Raw genomic sequence first — 19,744 nt, forward strand, 5'->3', positions numbered from 1 at the left:
TGCGCATCTGGTATGATGGGAACAGACTGATTGATAAAGGCAGGGAACGTACATTTGAATAAAGAACGAATTGAAGCAGCTGAACCGGCGATTTTAATCGGCATTCAGCTTCAAAATCAAACCGACGAACAGTTTGCCTATACGATGGATGAACTGGCTGCGTTAACAGAAACAGCTGGCGGCGTTGTAGAAGGCACCCTCTCACAAAAGCGGGAGCGGATTCATTCAGCTACTTTTATAGGAAAAGGAAAAGTCGAAGAGCTGGCAGAGTTAATTGAAGAAAAGGAAGCAACGATTGTCATCTTCAACAGTGAACTATCACCAAGTCAGCTTCGAAACTTATCCGAAGCGTTGGATGCGCGCGTCATTGACCGCACACAGCTTATCTTAGACATTTTCGCACAGCGAGCGAGATCACGAGAAGGCATGCTTCAGGTTGAACTCGCTCAGCTTCAATACATGCTGCCGCGCCTTGCAGGACAGGGGACGTCCTTATCAAGGCTTGGAGGCGGTATTGGGACAAGAGGACCAGGGGAAACAAAGCTTGAAACGGATCGTCGTTATATTCGTAACCGAATCACAGACCTGAAACGTCAGCTCGACAATACGGTGAAACACCGTGATCAGTACCGGGCGCGGCGAAAGCGGAACGAAACGCTTCAAGTAGCGTTAGTTGGGTATACGAACGCAGGGAAATCAACCATTTTTAATCGGTTAACAAAAGCTGATTCCTATGAAGAGGACAAGCTATTTGCGACACTTGATCCGATGACGAGACAGCTGAAGCTTCCGAATGGCTACAATGTGCTGTTAACAGACACGGTAGGGTTCATACAGGACCTACCAACAACGCTTGTCGCTTCGTTTAAATCAACGCTGGAAGAAGCAACAGAAGCGGATTTGATTCTTCATGTTATTGATGCGTCTCATCCTGATCGAGAGCGTCATGAAGAAATTGTACTTAAGCTATTAAAAGATTTAAAGGCATCACATATACCCGTCCTTACCGTCTTTAATAAGATTGATCGAGCCGATCCGTCTGTGCAAAGTAGCGTGAATGAACAAATTCTCATCTCAGCGCTAAAGCAGACTGATTTGAAGCGATTGAATGACCGTCTACAAAGTGAAGTGTTAAAGCAGATGGAGTATTTTTCGATTTCGATTAATGCGGACCAGGGCGACAAGCTCGCTTACTTGCAGCGGAATACGGTTCTAATTGAGCGTAAATGGGATGAAGAAAAAGATCACTATCGATGTAAGGGATACGCTCCTGAACATTTATACAAGCGCATTATTAACGAGTGGAACAACGACTAGGAGTAGAAAACTATGTTTATGAATTTTACACATCAAGAAGAACTGAAAACACTATCACAACAGGCAGAAGAAAAGATCCAGCCTGTTTTAAGAGAAATCGATACACGCGTCGAAGCAAATCAATACCGCGTTCTTGAGGCATTTCACAAAAATCGCATTAGCGACTTTCATTTCACACCTTCCACAGGGTACGGCTATGACGATACGGGTCGTGATACGCTCGAACAGCTTTATGCGGACGTATTCGGTGGCGAAGCAGGACTCGTGAGACCTCAAATCGTCTCTGGGACGCATGCGATTTCAACTGCGCTATTTGGCGTACTGCGCCCAAATGATGAACTTCTTTATATAACTGGTGCACCGTACGATACGTTAGAAGAAATCGTCGGAACGCGCGGTGAAGGAAACGGATCGTTAAAGGATTTTCATATTGGCTATCAAGCGATTCCGTTATCAAACGGAGCAGTGGATTTTGATGCTGTGAAGAATGCCATCACACCGCAAACAAAAATGATAGGGATTCAACGGTCCAAAGGATATGCGAATCGACCGTCATTTACCATCGCAGAAATCGAAGAAATGATTGGATTTGTTAAATCGCTCAAAGAAGATGTGATTGTTTTCGTTGATAACTGTTATGGAGAGTTTGTGGAAGAGCAAGAGCCATGTCACGTTGGGGCAGATCTTATCGCAGGATCGTTAATAAAAAACCCAGGAGCAGGTATCGTCAAAACGGGTGGTTACCTTGTAGGAAGAGAAGATCTCGTTGAGCTTTGCGGCTATCGTTTAACGTCCCCTGGAATCGGAAGAGAAGTAGGGGCATCGCTGTATTCGCTACAGGAAATGTATCAAGGCATCTTCCTCGCACCTCACACGGTAGGTCAAGCAGTGAAAGGAGCTGTGTATAGCTCTGCGCTTCTTGAAGTAGCAGGGTTTAACACAACCCCTCACTGGAACAGTAAGCGAACCGATCTGATTCAATCGGTTCAGTTCGATGACAGGGAACGAATGGTTGCGTTCTGTCAGGCAATCCAGGCAGCATCTCCAATTAATGCACACGTTCGCCCGGAACCTGCCTATATGCCAGGATACGAGGATGATGTCATCATGGCAGCTGGAACGTTTATTCAAGGTGCGAGCCTTGAATTATCAGCTGACGGACCGTTAAGACCGCCGTATGTTGCATATGTACAGGGCGGCCTAACATTTGAACACGTCAAAATCAGCGTGCTTCGTGCCGTCGATGATTTGTTAAAAAAAGGTTTGATCTCCGTTTCATAAGGGTAAAAGGTAGGAATTTCAGTCCCTGCCTTTTTTTGCGCGAAAAAGCATGTTAGATAATCTAACGTACGTTAACACGATAACGTAAATATTCGTGTATGATGAGAGTAAGTGAAGAAGGGAGCGGCAATTTCGAATGTTAATGCGATTCTGAATTTTGGGATTGCTTGAAACTGTCCTCAAGTGGAGAGAGCAAGCGTGTAGCACTCGGTATTCCTAAGGATTCACTAAATCTTTTTATTTCTTAAGGAGGATTCATTTTACATGGCGAACAAATTCACAGCAGACGATATTAAGAAAATGGCGCAAGACGAGAACGTTAAGTTCATTCGCTTGCAGTTTACTGACCTACTAGGGATTATTAAGAACGTTGAAATTCCAGTTGATCAGCTTGAGAAAGCTCTTGATAATAAAATGATGTTTGACGGTTCTTCGATCGAAGGCTTCGTGCGCATTGAGGAATCCGATATGTATCTTTACCCGGATCTTGATTCATGGGTTGTCTTCCCATGGTCATCTGAAAAAGGAAGAGTCGCTCGTCTTATTTGTGACATCTATAGCCCGGATGGCACGCCATTCGAAGGGGATCCTCGTTCAGTTCTAAAACGTGTTCTAAAAGAAATGGAAGACCTTGGATTCTCTGACTTCAATATTGGACCAGAGCCAGAATTCTTCCTATTCAAAATGGACGAAAACGGTGAACCAACGCTTGAACTTAACGACAAAGGCGGATACTTCGACCTTGCCCCAACAGACCTTGGTGAAAACTGCCGTCGTGATATCGTTCTTGAGCTTGAAGACATGGGCTTCGAAATCGAAGCATCTCACCATGAGGTAGCGCCAGGACAGCACGAAATCGACTTTAAATACGCTGATGCGATCACAACATGTGACAACATCCAGACGTTTAAGCTAGCGGTTAAAACAATCGCTCGTAAGCACGGCCTGCACGCAACGTTCATGCCGAAGCCACTATTCGGTGTTAACGGATCTGGTATGCATGCGAACATGTCCCTCTTTAAAGACGGAGAAAATGCATTCTATGAGCCAAAAGATGAGCTTGGCCTAAGCGAAACAGCACGTCAATTCATCGCAGGAACAATGAAGCATGCTGAAGCGTTCACAGCGATCACAAACCCTACAGTGAACTCTTACAAGCGTCTTGTACCTGGATACGAAGCGCCTTGCTACGTAGCGTGGTCTCTTCGTAACCGTAGCCCGCTTATCCGTGTTCCGGCTTCCCGCGGAATCAGCACACGTATCGAAGTACGTAGCGTAGATCCATCTGCAAACCCGTACCTTGCAATGGCAGCCCTACTTGCAGCTGGTCTTGACGGGATCAAGAACAAAATGACGCCACCAGCTCCAACAGAGCGCAACATCTACGTGATGGATAAGCAAGAACGTGTAGAAGAAGGCATCACAGACCTTCCAGCAACACTTCACGATGCGCTTGAACTTCTTAAGAAAGACGAAGTCATGATGAAAGCTCTAGGCGAGCACGCAGCCGAGCACTTCATCGAAGCAAAAGAAATCGAATGGGATATGTTCCGTACACAAGTACACCCTTGGGAACGCGAACAGTATATGACGACTTACTAAGATATAAGAATGACCCCTCGACACGATTGTGTTGAGGGTTTTTTGTTTTGAATCGCTGGGACGGTTCTCGCGATGCATAATCGAATAAAAGTGTAGAGTTGAGTTATATAATTTATATTAAACTTAAAAGTGGCTTACACTACCAAAATAATATGAGGTAGGGTAAGCCACTTTTATAATTATGGTATTCGAGTGAGGTGCATTATCTAGTAGGTAATTTGTAATACATTACAATTACAGGCAATATCTCTCGAAGCTCATTTGTTTTTACCTCATTGAAATACATAAGTTGCTAGTCCTTTATAACTTTTTCTTCATATACCTGCTCATAAGTCCGATACCCTCCATCAAGATTAACCGCCTGAAATCCATTCTCCCTAAGGATACGTGTCGCAATATACCCCCTTAACCCAACCTGACAGTGCACATAAATCGTTTCACCCTGCGGCAGCTCATGAAGCTTACTCCGTAATTCATCAACTGGAAGATTAATAGATCCCTTAATAAAACCTTTTTCAAATTCTGCAGGGTTTCGAACGTCAATGAGCGTACCCCCATTTTCCACGATTGCATCAATCTCATGCCACTGCACGGTTTCCATCATACCTTCAACGATGTTACTCGCTACATATCCGGCCATATTCACTGGATCTTTTGCAGAAGAGTAAGGAGGCGCGTAGGCAAGTTCTAAGTCAGGGAGGTCGAGAACGGTTAAATCTCCTTTAATCGCGGTGGCGATGACATCGATTCGCTTATCCACGCCATCCTTACCGACTGCTTGAACACCGAAGATCTTTCCGGTTTCTTTATCGAAAATAAGCTTCAAGGCAATAGGAGAGGCGTTTGGATAATATGCGGCGTGTGAACCTGGATGAACGTGCACAACTTCGTAAGCCATGCCAAGGCTTTTTAAGGTTTTTTCATTATTACCGGTCGTAGCAACCGTGTAGTCAAACACTTTGGCAATGGAGGTACCGAGTGTCCCTTTATACGGCGTTTTTTTGCCGTAAATGTTATCAGCAACGAGGCGCCCCTGTCTGTTTGCAGGCCATGCTAAAGGAATCATGGTTGGTTGCTTGTTAATGTAACATTTTACTTCAATGGCATCACCAATCGCATAAATGGAAGGATCACTCGTTTGGAGATATTCGTTTACTTGAATGCCACCTCGTGTTCCTACAGATAAACCGGCAAGGACAGCGAGTTCATTTTCAGGGCGGACGCCGATTGACAAAATGATCAGGTCCGTATCAATCTCTTTTCCGCTTACGGTGAGTACTTTCGTTCCATTGCCTTCAAACGACTTTACTCCGTCATTTAAAATCAGATCAATACCTTTATCTCTAAGGTGCTTGTGAACGATCGCGGCCATTTCATAATCGAGCGGTGGCATGATTTGATTTGCCATTTCAATTAGTGTGACGTTCATGCCAAGGTCGCTCAAGTTTTCAGCCATTTCCACTCCGATAAACCCTCCGCCTATGACAACTGCTTGTGATGGCTTCTCTACATCAACGTACGCTTTGATCCGATCGGTATCAGGAATATTGCGAAGTGTAAAGAGTGCCTTTGCTTCATTAAGACCAGGGATCGGTGGGACAATTGGACGCGCTCCTGGTGAAAGAATCAGTTGGTCATACGCTTCCTCGTAAGTTTGATCTGATTTTAAATCGTGCACAGAAATGGTTTTCTTTGTGCGATTAATCTGTGTCACTTCACTTAAGGTACGAATATCAAAGTTATACCTTGCTGCCATGCTTTCTGGTGTTTGGACAAGTAGTTTCTTTCGGTCTTCAATTGTTCTACCAATATAGTAAGGGAGCCCACAGTTGGCATAAGAAATATACTCACCTTTATCAAACATGACAATTTCTGCGGTTTCATCTAATCTTCTTAAACGAGCCGCTGCTGTTGATCCTCCTGCTACGCCACCAACAATGACTATTTTCTTACTCATATGATCGTCTCCTTTTTAATTACCGTAGGGGGTATTTATAATTTTATTATAGATCATTGAATCAAAAAGAAATGTGACATACCTCACGTTTTAATAGATTGTGGAGAAATGAAACGAAGGTATGGTCACTACTAATAGAGCTTCTAAATATTAATTAGACGGAAGAAAGTAGGATGAGTGATAAGGTATTACAGTGATACATCTTTTTGTAAAAAGTGATCATCTAGGCTTAATGACAGTGAAACCTCATTACAGAACTTTTCTGTTAGACTAAGTGAATCGGCTCGAAGGCGTGTGGAAATCACACGGCAACATCTGCCAATCGTTACATATCCTAAATTTTTATTTGTCTATCAAGTTGCAAACTTCAGCTAGAATCAATTACAGGAGGAATTTACGTGAAGTCAAGATTTACCCTACGAAAAACAGTAGTTTCATCTACTTTGGTGGCCGCGATGGTCTTTTCTCCATTCTTAAGTGAAGGGGCATTTGCGAAGGTCGATTCAAATGACGTGAAGCAAAGTGATACAGTTCGTTCATCAATCAATGTTCTGAGCGGGGATCGTGGCGAGGCTGTTACGGCGCTGCAATCAGAACTTGAATCACTCGGTTACTATACTTATCACGTCGATGGTATTTTTGGTCAGATCACAGAAGATGCCGTTGAAGATTTTCAAGCAGATAAGGGACTTACTGTAGACGGTATAGCTGGACCTGAGGTTATGGGTGCGCTATCTGCTAATGATAATTCCGGAGTTACAGAACCGACTTCAGATGAAGCACCTACTGAGTCTGTCTCCGAATCTGACGTCGTATCCACTGCGAAAAGCTTAATCGGAACGCCATATGTATGGGGAGGCACGACACCAGACGGGTTTGACAGCAGTGGCTTCATCCAATATGTGTTTAACGAAGCTGGCGTCGACATATCACGAACGGAACGTGATATGTGGAAATATGACGGAACAGAAGTAGCGTCTCCAGCAATCGGAGATGTAGTCTTTTTTGAAGGCACGTATGATGTAGAAGGTGCTTCACATAGTGGAATCTATATCGGTGACAACAAAATCATCCACGCTGGTAGCGAAGGTGTAGAAGTCACGGATCTTAGCTACGACTTTTGGCAAGACCATTATTTAGGCGTTAAATCATTCAAATAAATACGAAGCCAGTGCCCGGTGCACTGGCTTTTTTCTATGGAACAGAATAGCAATACATCCCTCATGCTCATTTACAGGCGCTTCAAATATGAATATAGTTGTAAGTGGTAAGTATGGAATGGAGGTCATTCATGGATTACATACAGCACTTACGCTCTATGGTAGGGCGCGAGAAAGTGATTATGGTCGTCGCGGGAGCAATGGTTTTTGATAAAGAGAATCGCCTTTTGCTGCAACTTCGTACGGATAGTGAGTCGTGGGGGTTGCCTGGTGGATTTATGGATTTTAATGAATCGGTTCAGGAAACGGCAAGGAGAGAAGTGTTAGAAGAGACTGGGCTAATGCTAAAGGAAATGTCGCTGTTTGGGATTTATTCAGGCCCGGATAAGGAAAAAACATTCGGTAACGGTGATCAGGTTTCGCCTGTTCAAATTCTTTTTCGCTGTCACGATTTTGAAGGTGAACTGCGCGGAAGTGATGAATCATTTAAGACAGCATTCTTTTCGCTTGATGCCCTTCCTGACCAGCTTTTTACTGAGCACAAACTGATGATCAATGATTTAATAATTGGTAAAGAACAGCCTATAATAGGGTAAGGTAAATCCATTGAAAAGGAGTAATTTAATGACAAAACGAAAAGTATCTGTTTATATCGCGACAAGCGTTGACGGCTATGTGGCAACAGAAGATGATTCACTTGACTGGCTTTTCAAAATCGAGCCTGAAGGAGACGCGGGGTACGAAGATTTCATGAAAGATGTGGACACCATGATTATGGGGCGACGGACGTATGACTGGGTCATGGAACAGGAGGATGGAGTAAACCCTTATGAAGGGAAAATGTCTTATGTGTATACAACTCAATCAAGAGAAAACACTGAAGATGTGATTTTCACATCTGAAGATCCGACGTCACTTATTGAACGATTAAACGAGCAGAGTGGTGGAACGATCTGGCTCATTGGTGGTGGTGTCCTTGTGCATGAATTTCTTGAGAAAAATTTGATTGATGAATTTATTATTTCGCTTGCTCCAACACTTATCGGAAAAGGGATTCCGCTGTTTCAGAAAAGCGACGTTACACATGATCTTGAATTAACCGATGTGCGTCAGTATGGTCAGTTTGCACAATTACATTACCTTGTGTTAAATAAGTAACTAATGAATAATAAACAGTTCTTTTGTGGAAACGATCCTCAACAAGAACTGTTTTTCTATAGGTCTTATTTGAAAACACTCTCGGAGGAGAAGCGAGATGGGAATTACTTATTTAGATAAAAATGATAACGGTTAACGAGTGAAGTAGAGGGTAAAGAACAGCATATGTAATGTAAAATTAAAAAAGGGGTCTATTGGAATGAAAAAGTTCTTGTATGTAAGTGGTGTTTGCCTCCTTTTCTTAGGATTATTCATGCTTTTTAAAGACCAGCTTCTTGGCACTTCTAACACTGAAGAGAACCATTCGACTGTGAACGAACAGTCCATTAGTGACCATGAAAATAATGAGGTAACCACTACGGTTAACGAGATTATCCAGCAGTCCGAACAAGGAAAAATTCCTTACTCTCCTATCGTAGTAGGCTCAACTAAAATGAGTAAATTAAAAGAAAAATGGGGGAACCCTGAACAAGTGACCCAAACTTCAGAGGGGCAATATGGAAGCTATCCAGGAGAAAAGATAGCGTTAGGCTTTCAAGAAGATACGATTTTTGATGTTCGGTATTTAGGTTCTTCTTTAAAAAAGATACATATGAAAGATATTAAACGAATCCAAGGAGAGCCGGATCAAGTAAACTATTATAAAGATAAAGAACATAATCAAATGATTCTTGTTTATCAAATGAATGATACTTATCAGCTGAAATGGATTTTGCCAAAGAATGAAAATGAAAATCCATCTGTCGATCATATTTCCGTATGGACAAAAGTACAAAGTAAAGCGGCCAAAATTGTTTCTAAAATGAGTCTTCAAGAAAAGATCGGTCAAATGATCATCGCAGGATTTTCGGGAACAACGTTAAATGAAGAAACCAAGGATTTAATCCAAAACAAACGTATTGGTGGCGTTATCTTTTATAGAAACAATATCGAATCAATCACACAAACCGTGACCCTTTTAAATGACATAAAGGCGATAAACGAACAGAATAAAACGCCTTTGTTTTTAAGCATTGATCAAGAAGGAGGAAGAGTATCGCGTCTTCCTGGGTCATTAAAAACGATACCTACAAACGAGTTGATTGGAAATGTAAATCAAACTAAATTTTCATATGGCATTGGAAAGGTAATTGGAAATGAATTAAAACAATTTGGTTTCAATTTAGATTATGCTCCGGTAATGGATGTCAATAGCAATCCCGATAACCCGGTTATTGGGGATCGTTCCTTTAGTAGTAATCCAAATGTTGTCAAAAAACTAGGCGTTGAAACGATGAAGGGGCTGCAGTCTGAAGATATTGTCACTGTCATTAAGCATTTTCCCGGTCATGGTGATACTTCAGTAGACTCTCACCTTCAGCTTCCTAAGGTGAATAAATCGGTTGAAGATCTTAAAAAGACGGAACTTATTCCTTTCAAAGGAGCGATTGAGGAAGGAGTAGATATGGTGATGATTGCCCATATTTTACTTCCTCAATTAGATGACAAGCCCGCTTCCCTATCTCCAAAAATCATTAACGGTTTGCTGCGGAATCAGATGGGCTATGAGGGTGTTGTGATAACAGATGATATGACAATGAAAGCCATTACAAACCATTATGGTATCGAACAAGCATCAGTGGATTCAATCAAAGCAGGAAGCGACCTGATTCTGGTGGCACATAATTATAATAAAGTAGTCGCTGTGATGAAAACGATAAAAGCTGCCGTAGAAAATGGAGAAATTTCAGAGGAGCGAATAAATGAAAGTGTTGAACGGATTATAGAATTGAAAGATCATTATCAATTAAACAACAAAGAACGTGAGAATGTGAATGTTAATGAGATTAATCAGTCGATTGAACAACTATTAAATACGTATATAAATGAATGAAAACATTCTTAGTGAACCTTGCGTTATACACCGATATAATCCTGAAGCTATATACCTTGACCGCTATCGTTTCTCCTTAGGAGTAGCGATCTTTTTTTTGTATAAAGAATGGCGCATGAAAGGATGAGAAAATGATATGCTTGAAACAACAGAAAATTCAGTCATCAGGATGATTGAGGGGAGGAGGAGGATAATGATGAGAAACTTTTATCTCGAGGATCCAAATTTGGGAGACTTATTAAAAAGTTATCTTGATCTTGATTTCTTTCAGTGGGCGAAAGAAGAATTAATAGAATACGGTGAACTGTGTGCCAATGAGATTGATGAACGTGCACGTCATACTGATCGTGAGGGACAGCCACGATTAGTGAAGTATGACAAAATGGGAAACGATATTTCCTATGTCTGGCGAAATGAAGGATATCTTAAAACGGTTAAACAAACATACGAGCGAGGAATAGTCGGTTATGTTCATAAAGAAATTCCTGAGATAAGTAAAAAAGGAAATTATATTTTTTCGTTTGCTCAAGGTTATCTGCTTTCGCAATCTGAACCAGGCTTTTATTGTCCTGTTACCTTAACGATGGCAACGGCTTATTTACTTGAACACTATGCGGATGAGAAGTTGAAGAACAAATTTTTGCCACACGTCATTGCGACAGGTGACGTCGAGTTATATGAAGGAGCCACTTTTCTAACGGAACGTCAGGGCGGATCGGACGTTGGGGCGAATGAAATGCGTGCTGTAAAAGAAGGAGACCATTACCGATTAACAGGAGAGAAATATTTTGCAAGTAATGCAGGCGCATGCGGTGTTGCGATGGTATTAGCTCGCATCGATGACCAAATACCAGGGACAAAGGGGCTAAGCTTGTTTTTAGTACCGTGGAAAAAAGAAGATGGATCGAACAATAACCTGACCATTAGAAGATTAAAAGATAAATTAGGAGTTAAAGCAGTTCCATCTGCTGAGGTCCTTCTTGAAGGATCGAAAGCATACCTTGTAGGGGAGGCAACAAAAGGGTTTTTTTACATGGCAGAAGCATTAAACTTGTCTCGCCTTTGCAATGCGATTGCGTCTGTGGGGATTATGCAGCGCGCTTATCTTGAAGCGAAAAGCTATGCGTATGAGCGAAGTGCTTTTAAACAAAAACTGAAAGACTTTCCTATGATACGTGAATCACTTGTGAATATGAAAGTGAAGCAAGAAGTAGAGATGAGTGCAATTTTCTCTAGTATTGCTCTTTTTGATAAAATCATAAGCGGTCAAAGTGTGAGTGAAGAAGATCAGGCGTTAAATCGGTTGCTAATTGCGCTAGTGAAAAAAGAATCGGCAGAGCAGGCTGTTCACTTTTCGCATGAAGCGATTGAAATGCATGGAGGAAATGGTTATATTGAGGATTTTGTAACACCTAGACTGCTTCGAGATGCACAAGTGTTAACGGTATGGGAGGGAACAGGAAATATCCTTGGACTTGAAGTCCTCCGGTTAATTCAGAAGTATGAGGTACATCATCTCTTTTTCGCTAAAATGAAGAAGGAACTTGATGATCTCCCTGAAGCCTTATCAGAGGAATCGAAAAAGGTGGTTACAGCGATTCATTCAGCCCACGTGCGGATCAACCAGATCTGTCAAATGGATGGTGAGAAGCAAGCATATCACTGTAAACGTGTTACAAAATGGTTAACCGATATTTTTGAGTGCACGGTTGCGTTAAAGGATGCGGCTAGGGGAGAAAGGAAGCGCGCTATTGCGAAAATCTTTATCGAGCAAACGCTGCAGAAAGATCTGTATGCGATTAGTGAGCTTGCGTTAAAGCATTTTGAGATTATCATTGAAAAGCAACTTGTTTATTCACAATGACAAAAGAACTACTAAAAAAACCACACCTTTACATGTAAGAAGGTGTGGTTTTTCTTGTGGCACAGAGGAACCTCATCCTGGCTGCCTTTGACCAAGTTCTTGATCGATCAGCAAGAGAGCTGACGTGTTATCTCCTGCTAATTTTAGTCTCTCGACAATCGTAAGTGCCTGTGCTTCTTCGTCAATCTGTTCTCGTAGGAAATCCTGCACGATGACAGCCGTTTGAGGATCAATTTTTTTAATATAGTTATAAGCCTGTCGATAAGAATTCGTTACATTTTGCTCGTGTTCTAAAACTTGCTGAAACGTTTCAAGTGGCGTTCCAAAGTCGGTCGATTGTTCTGGGAGAGCTCCTAATTCAACAACGCCATCTTTACCAGCTAGGTAATTAATCAAAGTAAGAAGATGTGTCCGTTCTTCATCAGATTGAATTTTTAACCAACTGGCCATTCCAGTATAATTTTTCCGATCCAGGTAAGCAGACATTGCTAAATATAATGTTGTTGAAACGTGTTCAATTTGAATGAGCGTGTTCAAAAGATCTTGAACTTCCTTTTGTACCACATTAATCACCTCATAAAGTTTGCTTCGTCACACAATATGATGGAAGTGGGTGTCTCGTTACTTCGAATTGACTAAATATAAGTATAAAAAAAAGAAGCGCAAATTGCGCTTCTAGTGGATGGAGCGGAATACGCCGACCACTTTACCGAGGATTGAAACAGAATCAAGAATAATCGGTTCCATCGATGAGTTTTCCGGCTGAAGTCGGAAGTAATTGCTTTCTTTAAAAAATCGTTTTACTGTTGCTTCACCATCGTCTGTCATCGCTACAACAATGTCTCCGTTGTTTGCGGTAGGCTGCTGTTTCACGATAACCATATCACCGTTATAGATACCAGCTTCAATCATACTATCCCCTTCAATGACGAGGATGAAAGTGTGCTCTTCATCTTGGGCAAACTGCTCAGGAAGTGGGAAGTACTCTTCAACATTTTCAATCGCTGTAATCGGTTGACCAGCTGTTACCTTACCGATGACAGGAACGTTCACTGTGTGTTGACGTGGAATGTCGATGGCTTCGTCAAGACCAAGCACTTCGATGGCTCTTGGTTTTGTTGGATCTCTCCTGATATATCCTTTTTTCTCGAGTCTTGCCAGGTGGCCATGAACAGTGGAGCTTGAAGCAAGTCCAACGGCTTCGCCAATTTCTCTCACAGAAGGTGGATATCCTTTTTGTTTTACTTCGACTTTAATAAAGTCCAGAATGTCCTGCTGACGCTTTGATAGTTTCATATTTCTGGCACCTCGTTCCAATCTATCTATTTGTTACTAGTATACCAGAATTTTTGTTCGCATACAAACATAAGTTCGAAAAAACCAGTTGACACGAACAGAGGTTCTTATTATACTAAAAACAGAACAAATATTCGTATATGGGGTGATTGGGATGAGAAAGCAAGCTGGGGGCTTGTCTGGAATTGATTTTCTTGTCATTATATCTTTTGTAGCTGTGTTAATTATCGTGTTCGTATCTTTGCGAACAGCTGCGGCGGAAGACTATGATCGTTACACAACGGTTCAATTGGAGCAGGGAGATACGGTGTTAGAAATTGCTGATGAATACCGTTCCGCACATGAATTATCTGATCAAAAATTTGTTAGCTGGGTTGAAGACGTTAATCGCATCGATGCCAATCGAATTACAGCAGGAGATACTCTCATCATCCCTGTTGAAGCGAACGCTACCGCACTTGGGGGTATAGAATAAAGAATGAACGCCGTTATTTATTGTCGGGTAAGCACAAAGAAAGAAGCGCAGGAGTCGTCTCTTGCAAGGCAAAAAGAAGAGTTGCAACGTTTTGCGTCAGAATCAGGTTTTTCCATTTACCGAATGATTGAAGAAAAGCACAGCGGCTATGATATTGACCGAGATGGCATTCTCGAAGTACTTGATTTGTTGAAAGAAGGGCAAGTTGAAGCACTGCTCATTCAAGATGAAACAAGGCTTGGAAGAGGCAACGCCAAGATTGCCCTTCTTCACGCAGTACATAAATATGGTGGAACCATTTATACGGTCAATCAAAACGGAGAGCTTCAATTGTCAGAAGCAGACTCAATGGTTCTTGAAATTGTGAGTATAGTTGAAGAGTTTCAGCGAAAACTTCATAATTTAAAGATTAAACGTGGTATGGATAAAGCTGTGAAAGAAGGCTATCGACCTCAGCGAAACTTAAGTCAACAACATCACGGCGGGCGAGATCGTGTGGAGGTGCCAATTGAAGAAATAGTAAATCTTCGTAATAGAGGTCTTACTTTTCATGAGGTAGCTGCAACACTTAAAGGCTTTGGCCACAACGTATCAAAAGCCACCGTCCATAGACGTTACAAGGAACATGTTGACGAACAGAGTGAGAAGCACTAAACTTGTCTGTGGTCAAAATATGCGTTAGCATAGAACATACAAGTTGCAGTAAAGGAGCGTTTTTACATGCTTTCTCAAGATAAAATTCAGCGAATTAACGAGCTTTCTCGTAAATCGAAAGAATCTTCTTTAACAGTGGAGGAGAAAAAAGAACAAAAGGATCTTCGTCAAGAATATCTAGCGAGTCTTCGTTCTTCTTTCAAAAATCAGCTCCATTCCATCAAAGTAGTGGATGAAGAAGGCACAGATGTAACACCAGAAAAATTGAAAGAAAGTAAGAAAAATCGAAGCTTTCTTCAGTGAAAAATAGCCTAATTTTGCTTTTAGCAAAATTAGGCTATTTTTATGGTTGCAATTTTTTAAATATTCGTTATACTGTACTATAACAAGATGTACTAATACAAAAACGGAGAGGGCGGATAGGATGTTTGTTGTAACTGATTCTGCAGCTGAGTTTTACAAAAACGAAATGGAACTTGGTAACGGTGATTGTCTAAGATTGTTTGTACGTTATGCAGGAAGTGGAGACAGCGGTGGATTTTCCCTTGGAGTCATGTCTGATCGGCCTTCATATGAAGATTATAAGCAAGAAATTGGAGGCGTTACTTACTTCGTCCGGCCGGATGATCAGTGGTTTGTTAATAAAATGAAGCTTGATTATGATGAGAGCTGCGGCGGCGTTCTTTGTGACCTGCCGAGTATGGCATAGCATTTAAGGAACCTGTACTATAACATTTATGTTATAGTACAGGTTTTTTGTTCGACAAAACTAGTGATGTCCCGCTCCAGGTTCAGACAAACCTTTTAAAAGAGATGGTGTAAACTATTTTTTATATGATTTGATTCTGATTTCCTGACAAGGGGGAAGTGGTATGAGGCATTATGAAATGTATTCTGTTAAACAACAAATCTCCGCTCATTATGCTGGCAAGGAGCACTTGTTGTTTCAACTTTTCCTCGAAAGAAAGCGGGCGGTCCAAACAGAAGAAAAAGACCTTCTCGGAAAACAGGTTGCCTTTATTACTGACCCTGTTGCAGAAGAAGAGTTAAATACCTATCTTGCCAATGAACTCGGAGGGTTCAGAACGTATGAATATAAAAACGCAGGACATCGGTTAAGTATTAAGCAGTCGAAAAGCGATGCATCGTTGTTTGTCAGAAGTGAGAAAATGAATATCTATGCGAGTGGTGGAACGGAAGCTGAAACAGTCTTTTTTGAAGTGATTCGAAAATTAACTCCTTCTTTTTTCGCGATCGACTTCCAATCAGGGCGATACGGATGGCTTAACCCGATCAAACAGCAGAAACTAGTTTAAACAAACTCCTACTATTTTAGTAGACGTTATTGTATAATCATTACGGGTTGTAGTACACTATTGGAAGAGAAAGAATAAGGAGGAAATCTAGAATGTGGTGGATGTACACGCTTGTGGGCGTGCTAGCGTTGATTGCTGGAGTAGCACTTGGCTTTTTTATTGCCCGCAAATATATGATGGACTATTTAAAGAAGAATCCCCCTATTAATGAAAACATGCTTCGTGTAATGATGATGCAAATGGGGCAGAAACCTTCTCAGAAGAAAATTAATCAGATGATGAAGGCTATGAATAGTCAAATGACGAACAACGATAAATAGCGTAATGGCACTCTGGTTGCAGAGTGCTTTTTGTATGGAGTAATTTTGGTTGACGGGTCTAATTGGTCAGATGGTATGATAGATTAGACTATAAAAAAATCAGGAAGTGTTTACATGACGATGAAGAATTTAGTAGTAGCTACAGGACTCTCATTTGCGCTTTTAGCAGGATGTCAGGCTGGAAGTGATGAGCAGACGTCTAACGAGCCACAGAATCAAGCAGAGAACGGCGGACAAACGAACAACGACTCCAAGACTCATTCTGGAAACGCAAATGAAAATCAAACGAAAGATAATCAAGAGAACGATCAAGCTAAGAATCAAGAAGATGACGCGAAACAAGATGATTCAGCAGCCTATCCTACGATGGCTGAAACTATTGAGAAGAAGGGTGACAATCTTACTGTCACAAATCCAGATAGCATCTATGTGGTAGCTAACAAGGAGCGTAATCTTCCTTCTGACTTCGTTCCAAAAAACCTTGTCGAACCCGATGTCCCTTCCTATGCACCAAAAGGTGATCCGAAAAGATTGATGGTTCAGGAAGCGGCTACCGCTCTCGAAAAAATGTTCGAAGGTGCAAAAGAAGATGGATTTGAGTTAAAGGCTGTTTCTGGCTACCGTTCCTATGAGCGTCAGGAAGCTATTTTTGCTTATAACGCTGAGCAGCGCGGGGCAGAAGTAGCGAACCAGGTGAGTGCTCAAGCTGGACAAAGTGAACATCAGACAGGTTTAACGATGGACATTAGCACACCTTCTATCGGAAGTTCTCTTACCGAAGACTTTGGGGATACACCAGAAGGGCAGTGGGTAGCGGAGCATGCACATGAATATGGGTTTGTTGTTCGTTACTTAAAAGGCAAAGAAGATATTACCGGCTATCAGTATGAACCATGGCACGTGCGCTATGTAGGGAAAGAAGCCGCTACTGAAGTACATAAGGCGGGCGTAACGCTTGAAGAATTTTTCTCTGAAGAAAAATAGTTATGGAATGTTCATAGTTTGAATAAGATAAATCGTTTACAATAAAGGTTGAAATGGTAATGACATGCACATGATAAGATCATGCATTAGACAGGGAGTAATTCTATGGCAGATTTGAACTTGTTTTTAGCGTTCGGTGCCGGCTTTTTATCGTTTATTTCACCGTGTGTACTACCGCTTTATCCTGCGTTTATTTCCTATATCACTGGGGTTTCTGTTGATGATTTAAAAGAAGAACGTGGTATGATGCAAAGGCGAGCTATTTTTCATACGATTTTCTTTCTCATTGGATTTTCGATTATATTCCTTGTGTTAGGGATGTCTACTACCCTGGTTGGTAATTTGTTTATTCAATACAAAGATCTTCTTCGTCAAGTTGGCGCCATCTTAATTGTGGTATTCGGACTTGTTGTCGTCGGTTTTTGGACACCAACCTTTCTAATGAAAGATCGCCGCTTAAAAATACGGAATCGACCATCTGGTTTTATAGGCTCAGTGTTAATTGGAATGGGATTTGCGGCAGGTTGGACACCCTGTACGGGGCCAATTTTAGCTGCCGTTATTGCGCTTGGTGTTTCAAATCCCGGTGCAGGGTTCATGTACATGGTGGCTTATACCCTTGGTTTTTCAGTTCCCTTTTTCATTTTGTCCTTTTTTATTGGGCGGATGCAGTGGATTAAGAAAAATAGTCGATTCATTATGAAGGCCGGCGGGTACTTAATGATTGTAATGGGTGTTTTACTATACTTTAATTTCATGACAATGTTTACGTCATTCCTTGTCAATAACCTGTTTGGTGGCTTTCAAGGATTTTAATCAGGAAAGGGTGCAATGGATTGAAAGGAACAAATGACCTCATTTTAAAAACGACGACAACCATTATCGTCTTTATCATTCTAGGATTTTCAATATACTTATTTTTCGCGGGTCATAATGCGCCTGGCGGTGGCTTTATCGGTGGTCTAATGACGGCTGGTGCCCTGGTCCTTCTCTATATTTCATACGGATTTAAAACGATGAACAGAGTGATTCGGATTGATTTTAAAAACTTTATTCCAGTTGGTCTTCTAATTGCTGTTTTAACTGGAGTTGGTTCGTTTCTTTTTGGTCAACCGTTTTTAAGTCATACGGATGCCTATTTTGAGCTGCCTATACTTGGGCATTCTCATCTGGCGACTGCGATGCTCTTTGATCTTGGCGTTTATTTCACTGTTGTTGGCGTAACGATGACGATTATTTTAAGTATTGCAGCGGATGAAGGAGAAGAACAGCTTTCAAGAGTAAATCGTTCGTGAAAAGAGGGCGGCTGATTGCCGTTCTTTTTTTCGTTCACTTGTATTTTTTGTCTCTTCCACATACAATGGGAATGATGGGTAGTACGGTATAGGTGAGGGATGAGTATATGCTTATTTTAAGTACAATTGTAGGAGCAATGATGGCTCTTGCCATGGTGGTAATCAGGTTGAAGGCATCAAGAAAACCTGCCACAATAAGAAAAATTATACTACCGCCATTTTTCATGGCAACTGGTTTTTTGATGTTTGTTGTTCCAGACGCGAGAGTACCGTGGTACGAAGCGATTGAAGCGCTATCAGTCGGTGCTGCTTTTTCATTATTGTTAATTCGAACCTCGAAGTTTGAAGTTAAGGATGATCAGATCTATTTAACTCGTTCAAAAGCGTTTGCGTTTATTTTGATTGGATTGCTATTAGTTCGGATTATCTTTAAGTTAATTATTGGGGAATCAATACCTGTTCTTCAGACGAGCTCACTTTTCTTTGTTCTTGCGTTTGGAATGATTTTACCTTGGAGAATTTCCATGTATTATCAATTCAAAAAGACGGAGCGAAGTAGAGGGCATGGAACAAGATTGCATGAAACATTACTATAAAAAAACTCGTTTAGCACTAGCTAAACGAGTTTTTTTATTGAAGCAAATGATGGTAAGGACTCATATCGATTCGCTTTTCATTTAATTTTTTAATAAGCCATTTGTGGTCACGCTTTGGAGTTGCCATAATATACCCTCGAATGATTAAATCCTGAGACATGTTATTTGCTTTTTCCCTTAGCGCTAACTCGCCTATTGTACCTGCAATTTTGTATTTCGCGATATCACGAAATAATTCAGGAACAGGTGCAACTAATTCATCTAAAAGTTTTTTCTGATCTTGACTCCACATATGTTTTGTTTGTTCAATATAATGCTCTTGCCAGTCGAGAATAGATTTGCCATCTTCTTTAGGAAGGCGCTTTAAAAACTTGCGAAACATAAAAAATCCACCAATTGCGATTAATGAAATTAAAATCACTGTCCACCCGACGATAAACCACTGAAACCATCCTGCCAACGCGCTCACCTCTTGGCAATTATAATGTTAAGAAATTTGTTTGAATACGGTCACATTATACGCCGAAAGCGCTTTTTAATCAAGAGGGCTAGTTTACGTTTCAACTGTAGAAGTTGATGTAGGAGTCATTGAACGA

At 41.2% G+C, this 19,744-nt stretch carries 22 protein-coding genes; 18 read left to right on the plus strand and 4 right to left on the minus strand.

Annotation, left to right across the window (positions count from 1 at the left end):
- Positions 1–54 precede the first annotated feature (54 nt).
- The 3 genes from hflX (at position 55) to glnA (ending at position 4,200) form a co-directional block, all read left to right on the plus strand.
- Entirely contained in the window at positions 55–1,317 is a 1,263-nt protein-coding gene (gene hflX / locus PQ511_RS03080) for a GTPase HflX (RefSeq protein ID WP_273850451.1), read from the plus strand.
- 12 nt (positions 1,318–1,329) lie between these two features.
- Positions 1,330–2,598 (plus strand): methionine gamma-lyase family protein, encoded by a 1,269-nt coding sequence (locus PQ511_RS03085; protein WP_273850452.1) that lies wholly within the window; start codon positions 1,330–1,332, stop codon positions 2,596–2,598.
- 264 nt (positions 2,599–2,862) lie between these two features.
- Positions 2,863–4,200, plus strand: coding sequence for a type I glutamate--ammonia ligase (gene glnA / locus PQ511_RS03090; RefSeq protein ID WP_273850453.1), 1,338 nt, complete (start codon positions 2,863–2,865; stop codon positions 4,198–4,200).
- Between the two features lie 292 nt (positions 4,201–4,492).
- Here the strand turns inward: glnA and PQ511_RS03095 are convergent, their stop codons facing one another.
- On the minus strand, positions 4,493–6,157 hold the full coding sequence (locus PQ511_RS03095; RefSeq protein ID WP_273850454.1) for a CoA-disulfide reductase: 1,665 nt from the start codon (positions 6,155–6,157) through the stop codon (positions 4,493–4,495).
- Between the two features lie 398 nt (positions 6,158–6,555).
- Between PQ511_RS03095 and PQ511_RS03100 the strand changes: the two genes are divergently transcribed.
- The 5 genes from PQ511_RS03100 to PQ511_RS03120 all read left to right on the plus strand — a co-directional run bounded on the left by PQ511_RS03100 (position 6,556) and on the right by PQ511_RS03120 (position 12,212).
- Positions 6,556–7,317, plus strand: coding sequence for a C40 family peptidase (locus tag PQ511_RS03100; RefSeq protein ID WP_273850455.1), 762 nt, complete (start codon positions 6,556–6,558; stop codon positions 7,315–7,317).
- Positions 7,318–7,448: 131 nt separating this feature from the next.
- A complete protein-coding gene (locus PQ511_RS03105) occupies positions 7,449–7,913 on the plus strand; it encodes an NUDIX hydrolase (protein ID WP_273850456.1) in 465 nt (154 codons plus the stop codon).
- A 28-nt stretch (positions 7,914–7,941) separates the two neighbouring features.
- Positions 7,942–8,475, plus strand: a complete 534-nt coding sequence (locus PQ511_RS03110; RefSeq protein WP_273850457.1) for a dihydrofolate reductase family protein — start codon at positions 7,942–7,944, stop codon at positions 8,473–8,475.
- Positions 8,476–8,674: 199 nt separating this feature from the next.
- Positions 8,675–10,348: a beta-N-acetylhexosaminidase gene (gene nagZ, locus PQ511_RS03115; RefSeq protein ID WP_273850458.1), complete on the plus strand. Its 1,674-nt coding sequence runs from the start codon at positions 8,675–8,677 to the stop codon at positions 10,346–10,348.
- Between the two features lie 196 nt (positions 10,349–10,544).
- Positions 10,545–12,212 carry an acyl-CoA dehydrogenase family protein gene (locus tag PQ511_RS03120; RefSeq protein ID WP_420541649.1) on the plus strand — a complete coding sequence of 556 codons (1,668 nt, stop codon included), beginning with the start codon at positions 10,545–10,547 and terminating at the stop codon, positions 12,210–12,212.
- 72 nt (positions 12,213–12,284) lie between these two features.
- On the opposite strand, the gene PQ511_RS03125 is transcribed toward PQ511_RS03120, so the two are convergent.
- Positions 12,285–12,776: a ferritin gene (locus PQ511_RS03125; protein WP_273850460.1), complete on the minus strand. Its 492-nt coding sequence runs from the start codon at positions 12,774–12,776 to the stop codon at positions 12,285–12,287.
- Between the two features lie 111 nt (positions 12,777–12,887).
- On the minus strand, positions 12,888–13,508 hold the full coding sequence (gene lexA, locus PQ511_RS03130; RefSeq protein WP_159782425.1) for a transcriptional repressor LexA: 621 nt from the start codon (positions 13,506–13,508) through the stop codon (positions 12,888–12,890).
- Positions 13,509–13,662: 154 nt separating this feature from the next.
- Here lexA and yneA point away from each other — a divergent pair, with 154 nt between their 5' ends.
- The 10 genes from yneA (at position 13,663) to PQ511_RS03180 (ending at position 19,148) form a co-directional block, all read left to right on the plus strand.
- On the plus strand, positions 13,663–13,983 hold the full coding sequence (yneA, locus tag PQ511_RS03135; protein ID WP_273850462.1) for a cell division suppressor protein YneA: 321 nt from the start codon (positions 13,663–13,665) through the stop codon (positions 13,981–13,983).
- Positions 13,984–13,986: 3 nt separating this feature from the next.
- The gene (locus PQ511_RS03140; RefSeq protein ID WP_273850463.1) at positions 13,987–14,637 is read left to right on the plus strand and encodes a YneB family resolvase-like protein; all 651 of its coding nucleotides are present in this window, start codon (positions 13,987–13,989) and stop codon (positions 14,635–14,637) included.
- A 66-nt stretch (positions 14,638–14,703) separates the two neighbouring features.
- Positions 14,704–14,940 (plus strand): DUF896 domain-containing protein, encoded by a 237-nt coding sequence (locus PQ511_RS03145; protein ID WP_273850464.1) that lies wholly within the window; start codon positions 14,704–14,706, stop codon positions 14,938–14,940.
- 121 nt (positions 14,941–15,061) lie between these two features.
- Positions 15,062–15,346 carry a HesB/YadR/YfhF family protein gene (locus PQ511_RS03150; RefSeq protein WP_273850466.1) on the plus strand — a complete coding sequence of 95 codons (285 nt, stop codon included), beginning with the start codon at positions 15,062–15,064 and terminating at the stop codon, positions 15,344–15,346.
- A 163-nt stretch (positions 15,347–15,509) separates the two neighbouring features.
- A complete protein-coding gene (gene sirA / locus PQ511_RS03155; protein WP_273850467.1) occupies positions 15,510–15,953 on the plus strand; it encodes a sporulation inhibitor of replication protein SirA in 444 nt (147 codons plus the stop codon).
- A gap of 92 nt (positions 15,954–16,045) precedes the next feature.
- Entirely contained in the window at positions 16,046–16,273 is a 228-nt protein-coding gene (locus tag PQ511_RS03160) for a YneF family protein (RefSeq protein ID WP_098443499.1), read from the plus strand.
- Positions 16,274–16,387: 114 nt separating this feature from the next.
- Entirely contained in the window at positions 16,388–17,257 is an 870-nt protein-coding gene (locus PQ511_RS03165; protein ID WP_273850468.1) for a M15 family metallopeptidase, read from the plus strand.
- Between the two features lie 105 nt (positions 17,258–17,362).
- Positions 17,363–18,073, plus strand: coding sequence for a cytochrome c biogenesis protein CcdA (locus tag PQ511_RS03170; protein ID WP_273850469.1), 711 nt, complete (start codon positions 17,363–17,365; stop codon positions 18,071–18,073).
- Between the two features lie 20 nt (positions 18,074–18,093).
- Positions 18,094–18,552 (plus strand): Na(+)/H(+) antiporter subunit B, encoded by a 459-nt coding sequence (locus tag PQ511_RS03175; RefSeq protein ID WP_273850470.1) that lies wholly within the window; start codon positions 18,094–18,096, stop codon positions 18,550–18,552.
- A 107-nt stretch (positions 18,553–18,659) separates the two neighbouring features.
- Positions 18,660–19,148 carry a CcdC family protein gene (locus PQ511_RS03180; protein WP_273850472.1) on the plus strand — a complete coding sequence of 163 codons (489 nt, stop codon included), beginning with the start codon at positions 18,660–18,662 and terminating at the stop codon, positions 19,146–19,148.
- A gap of 34 nt (positions 19,149–19,182) precedes the next feature.
- Here PQ511_RS03180 and PQ511_RS03185 read toward each other — a convergent pair whose 3' ends face one another.
- Positions 19,183–19,608, minus strand: a complete 426-nt coding sequence (locus PQ511_RS03185) for a DUF2621 domain-containing protein (RefSeq protein WP_273850473.1) — start codon at positions 19,606–19,608, stop codon at positions 19,183–19,185.
- Positions 19,609–19,744 lie beyond the last annotated feature (136 nt).

The sequence above is a fragment of the Guptibacillus spartinae genome (assembly GCF_028610625.1).
In the GTDB taxonomy this organism is placed as follows: Bacteria; Bacillota; Bacilli; order Bacillales; family Guptibacillaceae; genus Guptibacillus; species Guptibacillus spartinae.